We start from the raw sequence: 8330 nt of genomic DNA, 5'->3' as shown, positions 1-8330 counted from the left end.
CATTCCGAACCCGGAAGCTAAGCCCTCCAGCGCCGATGGTACTGCACTCGGGAGGGTGTGGGAGAGTAGGACACCGCCGGACAAACATTCCAGTCAGGGTCACCCGGTTTCGGGTGACCCTGACTGCGTTTCCGGCACTGCTCGCCACGCCACAGCTTCGGTGAATCCACGCGTACCAGCGGTCGGGTCTCGTACCGTCGGGACGGGACCGGAAACTGACCGCCGGACGCCGGCGAAGGGGCAGGAGTGGTCATGCGGATCGGAATCGTCGGCTCGGGCCACATCGGTGGCACCCTCACCCGTCGACTGCGGACACTGGGACACGACGTGGTCGTGACCAACTCGCGCGGGCCGCAGAGCCTCACCGACCTGGCGACGGAGACCGGCGCCATGGCGGGCACGCTGGAGGAGACCGTGCAGGGGGCGGACCTCGTCGTCATCGCCGTGCCGGTCAAGGTCGTACCGGACCTGCCGGCGGAGCTCTTCGACGGTGCCCTGGTCGCCGACGCGAACAACTACTACCCCCAGCGGGACGGTGACATCGCGGAGCTGCTCGACCGGAGCCTCAGCTCCAGCCGGTGGACCGCCGAGCACCTCAAGGGCGCCCGGGTGGTGAAGGTCTTCAACAACATCCAGGCCGCGCACCTGATGGACAACGGCCGGCCGGCCGGCTCACCGGACCGGATCGGCCTGCCGGTGGCCGGGGACGACCCGGACGCCAAGCGGCTGGTCATGCAACTGGTCGACGAGTTGGGCTTCGAGCCGGTCGATGCCGGCTCGCTCGACGAGAGCTGGCGGCAGCAGCCCGGCTCCCCCGTCTACGGGACCGACCGGGACGCCGACGGCGTACGGCAGGGGTTGGCCGAGGCGCGGCCCTGACGACGCGTACTCAACAGAAATGCCCCGCCGGCGACCGAGCCGGCGGGGCATTCTCATGTCTGACCTCGACGGGCGTCAGCCGGCCGGCTTCGGGGCGCAGATGAAGCGCGGCTCGGGGTCGTAGCGCCAGCTGAACTTCTCCCGCTTGATGACCTTGCCGCCCTTCTTGATGACCCGGTACGCGTCCTGGGCGAAGCCCACGCTGCCCGCGGCGGCGATGCACTTGGGGCCGGGGTCCAGGTAGACCGTCTTCGGCTGGGTGATGTCGCGGCGGGGGCCGTACTCGGTGGTGACGCTGTCGTAGATCTTGGTGCTCCAGATCGACACGGTGATCGTGCTGGCGGTGTAGGACGTGTCGATGAGGACGCCGTACTGGGTGTTGTTGCGGAACTTGAAGTCCAGCTGCGGCCAGTAGATGGTCGACTCGATCACCGCCGGGTACCGGCTGAAGTAGAACGAGTGCGGCTTGTGCTCGACGTCCTCCAGGCCGGCGTAGTAGGTCGCGTTGAACAGCGTCGTGGTGAACTGCGATACGCCGCCGCCGACGCCCGGCACCAGCTTGCCGTTCACGATGGTCGGCGCGTCCTGGTAGCCCTGGTCGTAGCCGCGCTCGCCGGTGTGGCCGTTGAGCGAGAACGTCTCGCCCGGCTTCACGATCGTGCCGTCGACGTCCTTGGCCGCCTGGACGATGTTCTGGCTGCGCGGCGAGGAGAGGCCGCCGGGGAACCGGGTGGTGAAGGTGGAGACCCGCTCCTTGATGCCCAGCTCGGCGAGCTTCGCCTCGGTCAGCTCCGGCTCGGCGGGCTTCAGCTCGGCGGTCACCGTACGGCCGTCGGCCTTCGGTAGGACGGCGAGCAGCTCCCGGCCGAGCGTGGCCGAGTCGACCTGCTGCCCGGACCGGCCGGGGATCACCTTCGGCTTGCCGCCGCTGATGGTCAGGCCGGCGTCCTTCGGCTCGACCTCGATCTTCGCCAGCCGGTCGCCGAGGGCGGCACGCAGCCGCTTGACGTCCACCCGCGGGGTCAGCTTGCCCGCGTCGTCGGCCGAGAAGCGCAGGCCGCTGGCGATGGCGGCGGGCGGGATGGTCACCGAGCCCCGGCCGGTGGTGAGCGTGACGGGGGCGGCCACCGCGGGCTTGGCCAGCTCGGCGACGAGCCGGTCGACCTCCTCGCGGGTGGTCGCCGGCCACTTCTCGACCAACGGCACGGTCACCGGCTTGCCGGCGAGCCAGCCCGCCTTCACCACGTCGACCGCGCCGGCCGAATCCACCGTGAGCGCCGGCTTCGGGTAGACGGGCTTCGGGGTGGTGCCGGTGAAAATGATGGCCGGCATGGTCATCTCCCGGCCCTGGCCCCCCTTCGCCTTCTGCAGCGTGACGTCCAGTCGAGCGGCGTCGACGGTGACCACCGGGTCGACCGTACGGGAGCCGACGAGGCGACTCACCGGGTGCGCCTCGGCGGCGGCCGCCGCCGCCACGGTGGCGTCCACGTCGATCGCGAGCCCGACGTCGGCCGGCTTCACCTCGACGCTCTTCTCGCCGACCGTGACGTTGATCGGGGCGCTCAGCGCCGCCGCCCGGCGGTCCAGCTCGGCCCGCAGCGCCCGGACCGCCTCGGCCCGGCTCCGGCCACCCAGCTCGGCGCCGAGGACCGTGGTGCCCCGGGGCACGTCCCCGGCGTACGCGTAGGCGCCGAGACCGGTGCCGGCGGCGACCACGGCCGCGACGATCCCGCCGGCCAGCAGCAGCCGTCCCCGGCGGGACCGCCGGCGGCCCCCGGGCGGCTCGGATGTCGGCGCGACAGTTGGTTCCGACCCGTCGTCCGGCCAGTTCACCGCGGTGACCCGCACAGTGGGCCGGTCGTCGGCGGGCGGCAGTTTTTCGCCGTACAGCGTCACAGGAACCTCGATCACGAAAACCACGTGGGGGCCGCTTCCCCCACCCGGAAGACACCTACGGTAACCAACGCCCGAGCCGGACGGGGAGTCCGCCGTCGCGGGGCGCCGGGAAGCGTGTCGCGGTGGTCACCTCCACCCGGGGTGCGATGCCGGAGCGGGCCGTGGGACGGTGGGCGGGTGCGGACCGATGAGCAGGCTCTGGCGTACGGCGGCGGGTGGCTGGACCGGGCGGGGGCGCTGCGGGCCGACCCGGAGTGGATCGACGCGCGGCTGGCCGACCGGGAGAGCGTGCTGTTGCCGTTCTGGCGGGACCGCTGCCTGGTCTCGGCGGATCGGGCGCCGGTGCGACACGCCGCCGTCGACGCCGCAAGGCTGTGCGCCGCCGCCGACGAGACGGTCTTTCTCGGGCTGGACGCGGGGCGGGCGGTCTTCGCCGTGGACCTCTCCGGCCGGACCGAGCCGGAGGCGCTGGAGCTGGCCGGGGCGGTCGAGACGGTGGACGTACGGGCCCTGGTGGGCGGCCTGACGCCGGCCGAGGCGGCCGTGCAGGCGTACGCCAAGGGGCTGCTGCACTGGCACCGGGGCCAGCGGTACTGCGGCGGCTGCGGGGCGACGGCAGCGGCCCGGGACGGCGGGCACGTCCGCACCTGCACCGGCCCCGACTGTGGTCGGCTGCTCTTTCCGCGGATCGAACCGGCGGTCATCGTGCTGGTGGAGGCGCCCGGCGACCCCGATCGGTGCCTGCTGGCCCGGCACCGCGGCGCGGCGGAGGACTCCTGGTCGACGCTGGCCGGCTTCGTGGAGATCGGCGAGAGCCTGGAGGACGCGGTCCGCCGGGAACTGGCCGAGGAGGCCGGGGTGAGCGTGGTCGACGTGGCCTACCAGGGGTCGCAGGCCTGGCCGTTCCCCGCGGGGCTGATGGTCGGGTTCCGGGCCACGGCGGCCTCCACCGACGTCCGGGTCGACGGCGAGGAGTTGGTGGCGGCCCGCTGGTTCAGCCGGGGGGAACTGCGGGCGCGGCTGGCGCAGGGGCGTCCGCTGGGCCGAATCGACTCAATCGACCACCATCTGTTGGAGTCGTGGCTGAACGGGCGGAGCTGACCGTACGCCGGACGGTCCGTCGGTGCCCGCCGGACGGGTGATGGGCCTGTCATCCTCAGCGGTTTGCCAGCCGTCCGTTACCGAACTGTGACGAAGACCGGTGGTCGCTACCGCAGGTGAGACCTCTCTGCCGTCGTGTCGTAATCGCGATGGTTTGCCCGCGGCTCATCGCCGTCCGGATGTTAACCGCCGGTAACCACAGGCGATCTTGATATTCCCGGCCTGTTACCGGTCAGTAGCTAGGCACTTGTGAGCTCTGTCGCTTCGCGAGAGCATCCATCCGCGTAACCGTGCGGTCCGTCGGCACAACGGCATCCGCAAGCGCCCCACGCTTTCCCCTTGTCCCGAGTCGCGTCCCGCGATCGGTGACGTCATCCCTTCGAGGAGGGCCCCGTGAAGGATTCGGAAGACTGCCAGTTGCGTGGCGGCACCCGCTGGCGTCGCTTCGCCGCGATGGCGGTTCCGGCCGCGGCCGTCGCCGGCGGCATCGTCTTCGGCATGGCCAACGGCGCCATCGCCGCCAACATCACCGTGTCCGGCACCGCGTTCAAGGTTGGCGCGACCCGGCTCGAGGGCGACGGCTTCAAGCAGTACGGCGGCGTCGTGTACGAGAAGGGCAACCCCGTGCCGCAGCCGGTCGCGATCTCCGAGATCGGCCACGCGGATCTGTACAACCTCTGCCAGTCGGTCAACGCGAGCGTGCCTGGTCTGCCCGTCGTGCTCCGGATCGAGGCCGGCGGTGGCAGGCAGCCCGCGACTGCGGACGGCATGCTGATCGCGATGGACTCGCTGGCGGGCGATGCGACGTTCACCAAGATCAAGATCGGCCAGGACGCCACCGACCTGAGCGCGGCCGCCCAGGCGGGTTCGTTCGGCCAGAGTTCGGAGCACGTGACCATCACCGGGCTGGAGCAGGTCGCCCGCTACACCACGGCCGGCACCTTCAAGCTGACGGGCCTGAAGCTGAAGGTGCACGCGTTCGGCGACGCCGCTGGCAAGGAGTGCTTCTCCTGATCGGACCGGGAGGTCCGCGGAGGGCGCCCTCCGCGGACCTCCCCTCGTGTTCGGCAATCCCCTCGTATCACCGCACCGTTCGTAGGAGGAGCACGTGACGACCGCGGACGCGCAGCACGCCCGACCCGGCCGGGTCACCCGGGCCTGGCGCAGCTTCCGGCGCTGGCGGCGGAGCCGGCCCTTCTGGGGCGGCCTGTTCACCGTGCTCGCCGGAGCGGAGATCTTCGGCACCACCCAGGCGAACCTGGCCGGCCTCACGCTGAAGATGGGGCCGACCGGCTTCCTCGCCTGGCTGATCCCCACCATCCTGGTGGTCTGCGGTCTGCTCATGTGGTTCACCCCGCAGCAGCGGATCTTCTACTCGGTCGTGGCGGCGGTGACGGCGGTCTACTCGCTGATCGGGGTCAACCTCGGCGGCTTCTTCATCGGCATGCTGCTCGGCATCTCGGGTGCCGCGCTCGGCTTCGCCTGGGTGCCCGGCCGCCCGGCGGCCGGCACCGAGCAGCCCGGACCGGCCGTCGACGAGCCGCAGGACGCCGACGACGTCGAGGACGAGCGGGCCCTCCTTGACGAGCTGCTGCCCCGGCAGCGGGAGGAGGAGACCACCGGGCCGCTCACCGACACGCTTCCGCAGCCGTACAACCCGTTGCGCGAGTCGACCACGGCCGAGCGGGAGGCCGGGGCGGGCGCGGACAGCACCCGGGTGCTGCCGGTGGTCGACCCGGCGGGGCCGCCGCCCGGCTCCGGCCACCGCGACCCGAAGCTGTACGGAATCCTGCTGGTGCTCGCCACCGTCTCCACGGTTGGCCTGCTCGCGCTCCGCGGCGAGCAGCCGGCGGTCGCCGCCCCGGCCGCCTGCCCGACCGCCAGCTCGCCGGCGCCGAGCCCGACGGCCTCCGCGTCCGCCTCGACCAGCCCGAATCCCCTGGCGGCGAAGAAGAGGTCGGACGGCAACCCGCTGACCAACATCATCGACGGCATCACCGGCCTCCTCGCCGGCGGGGACCCCGGTGACGCCGGCACGGAACCCCCGCCCGCGCCGCAGCCGGCCAGCACGGGGGTCGCCGCCGCGGAGCCGCTGCCAACCGAGACCACGACCGGCCCCACCCCCGCCGAGAGCACCACCAGCGCGGCGCCGACGCCGAGCAGCAGCCCCTCGGCCAGGCCCGGCGTGCCCACCAGGCCGGGCGCCGATCCGTGTGCCAGCCCGGCACCGACCAAGCCGAAGCCGGTCAAGACCCCGCTGCCCCGAATCGCCGCCGAGCCGGGGCAGCCCCGCGTCGCCGCCAAACCGTCCAAGCTCACCGGCTCCCAGGTGACCATGACCGGGCTGCGCTTCGAGGGGATCGTCGACCTGCCCACCCACGACGGCACGCTCAAGGCGCTGAAGTTCACCATGGACAAGGGCGTGACGGACGACTTCGTCCTCCAGGCCGACGGGCCGTCCGGCAAGACGTTGCGGTACGTCACCGACCGGCTGACCGTGGAGGGCGACGTCGCCTTCTACGCCACCCGGTTCTCCGGGCGGCTCCTCGGCATCCGGGTCACCCTCACCCCGGACCTGCCGCTCCCGGACGGCCTCCCGATCACCTCGCCGGTGCCGATCACCTTCACCGACCCGGTGATCGACCTGGCGTTCGTCGACAGCAACGTGCTCACCGCCAAGCCGACCCTCAAGCTCGACCTGGCCTGAGCCCGCCGAGTACGCGAAGCGGCCGGGCACCGGAGGAACCCTTCGACGCCCGGCCGCCGGTCCGCTCAGAGCCGGGCCAGCGCCCGGCGCAGCGGGTCGAGCCCCAGCGCGCCCAGGTCGAGCGCCTGCCGGTGGAACTCCTTGAGATCGAAGTCGGCGCCCTTGCGGGCCTTCGCCTCCTCCCTGGCCTGGAGCCAGATCCGCTCGCCCACCTTGTACGAGGGGGCCTGCCCCGGCCAGCCCAGGTAGCGGTTGAGCTCGAAGCGCAGGTTCTCGTCCGGCACCCGGCAGTGCGCCCGCATGAACTCCCAGCCCAGCTCCGGGGTCCAGCGCTCGCCCGGGTGGAAGCCGAACGGATTGTCCCGCGGGATCTCCAGTTCCAGGTGCATGCCGATGTCGACGATCACCCGGGCCGCGCGGAACGCCTGCCCGTCGAGCATGCCGAGCTTGTCGCCCGGGTCCTCCAGGTAGCCCAGCTCGTCCATCAGCCGCTCCGAGTAGAGCGCCCAGCCCTCACCGTGCCCGGAGACCCAGCAGAGCAGCCGCTGCCAGCGGTTGAGCAGGTCGGCGCGGACGGCGGTCTGGGCGACCTGCAGGTGGTGGCCCGGCACGCCCTCGTGGTAGACGGTGGTCACCTCGCGCCAGGTGGAGAAGTCGGTGATGCCCTGCGGCACCGCCCACCACATCCGCCCCGGCCGGGAGAAGTCCTCGCTCGGGCCGGTGTAGTAGATGGCGCCGTCGCTGGTCGGGGCGAGGCAGCACTCGATCCGGCGGACCTGCTCGGGGATGTCGAAATGGGTGCCGTGCAGCTCGCTGATCGCCTTGTCGGCGAGCGCCTGCATCCAGTCCCGGAAGGCCTCCTTGCCCTTGATGGTCCGCGCCGGGTCCGAGTCCAGCGCCTGCACCGCGTCGTCGATGGTCGCCCCCGGGCCGACGATCCGGGCGGCCACCGCCCGCATCTCGGACTCCAGGCGGGCCAGCTCCGCGAAGCCCCAGGCGTACGTCTCGTCGAGGTCGACCTTGGCGCCGAGGAAGTACTGCGAGGCCAGCTCGTACCGTTCCCGCCCGGCGGCCTGCTTCTGCCGGCCCTGCGGGGCCAGCTCGTTCCGGAGGAACTGCCCGAACTCGGCGGTGGCGGCGGTCGCCGCGGCGGCACCCTTGCGCAGCTCGGCGCCGAGCGTGCCGTCGGCCCCGAGCCGCTCGGTCAGGCCGTGGAAGAAGTTGTCGCCGTTCGGGTCGGTCCACACGTCGCACTGCTTGGCGACCTCGACCAGCTGCACCTGCGAGCTGACGTGGCCGGCCGCGGCCGCCTCGCGCAGCGTGCGCTTGTAACCCTCCAGCGCGCCGGCGAAGCGGTTGAGCCGGGCGGCGATGTTGGCCTTGGCGTCGTCGCCCTCGGTCGGCATGAGATCGAAGACCATGCGGATCTCGTGCAGCCCGCTGGCGATCACGTTGATCTCGCTGCTGCTCTCGCCCGCCTCGTAGCGGGCGAGTTCCAGCCCGAGCCGCTCCTGCATGGCCTCCTTGGCGGTCCGCTCGGCCTCCGAGTCCGGCTCGGTCACGTCGAGATCTGCCAGGGTGCGCCGGACCAGGTCGGCGCGGGCCGCGTACCCCTCCGGGGTGAGGTCGTCGAGCTGGTCGTCGTAGCCGGCGATGCCGACATAGGTGGCGCCGGTCGGGGTCAGCGGGGCCCAGTCGGCCACGTACCGGTTGGCGAGGTCATCGATTCGTCCCACGCTGCGACCCT

The 8330-nt window shown here is 72.1% G+C and carries 6 protein-coding genes and 1 rRNA gene; 5 read left to right on the top strand and 2 right to left on the bottom strand.

Features of this window, described 5'->3' with window-relative positions:
* Nucleotides 1-82 (top strand): 5S ribosomal RNA (gene rrf / locus ACFYML_RS03235); the annotation flags it as partial.
* 170 nt (nucleotides 83-252) lie between these two features.
* Entirely contained in the window at nucleotides 253-879 is a 627-nt protein-coding gene (locus ACFYML_RS03230; protein WP_357439292.1) for an NADPH-dependent F420 reductase, read from the top strand.
* Between the two features lie 75 nt (nucleotides 880-954).
* Here ACFYML_RS03230 and ACFYML_RS03225 read toward each other — a convergent pair whose 3' ends face one another.
* The gene (locus tag ACFYML_RS03225; protein WP_387419029.1) at nucleotides 955-2775 is read right to left on the bottom strand and encodes a VanW family protein; all 1821 of its coding nucleotides are present in this window, start codon (nucleotides 2773-2775) and stop codon (nucleotides 955-957) included.
* A 177-nt stretch (nucleotides 2776-2952) separates the two neighbouring features.
* On the opposite strand from ACFYML_RS03225, the gene nudC reads away from it, so the two are divergent.
* From nudC to ACFYML_RS03210, 3 genes are all read left to right on the top strand, one after another.
* Nucleotides 2953-3876, top strand: a complete 924-nt coding sequence (nudC, locus tag ACFYML_RS03220) for an NAD(+) diphosphatase (protein WP_387418999.1) — start codon at nucleotides 2953-2955, stop codon at nucleotides 3874-3876.
* Nucleotides 3877-4329: 453 nt separating this feature from the next.
* Nucleotides 4330-4890: a DUF6230 family protein gene (locus ACFYML_RS03215; RefSeq protein WP_387419028.1), complete on the top strand. Its 561-nt coding sequence runs from the start codon at nucleotides 4330-4332 to the stop codon at nucleotides 4888-4890.
* A gap of 94 nt (nucleotides 4891-4984) precedes the next feature.
* On the top strand, nucleotides 4985-6583 hold the full coding sequence (locus tag ACFYML_RS03210) for a DUF6114 domain-containing protein (RefSeq protein WP_387418998.1): 1599 nt from the start codon (nucleotides 4985-4987) through the stop codon (nucleotides 6581-6583).
* Nucleotides 6584-6648: 65 nt separating this feature from the next.
* Here the strand turns inward: ACFYML_RS03210 and ACFYML_RS03205 are convergent, their stop codons facing one another.
* Entirely contained in the window at nucleotides 6649-8319 is a 1671-nt protein-coding gene (locus ACFYML_RS03205; RefSeq protein ID WP_387418997.1) for a DUF885 domain-containing protein, read from the bottom strand.
* Between the last annotated feature and the right edge of the window lie 11 nt (nucleotides 8320-8330).

Origin of the sequence: Micromonospora sp. NPDC007230 (assembly GCF_042869115.1) — a bacterium.
Taxonomy (GTDB): domain Bacteria; phylum Actinomycetota; class Actinomycetes; order Mycobacteriales; family Micromonosporaceae; genus Micromonospora.
This window is presented reverse-complemented; position numbering and strand designations above follow the sequence as displayed.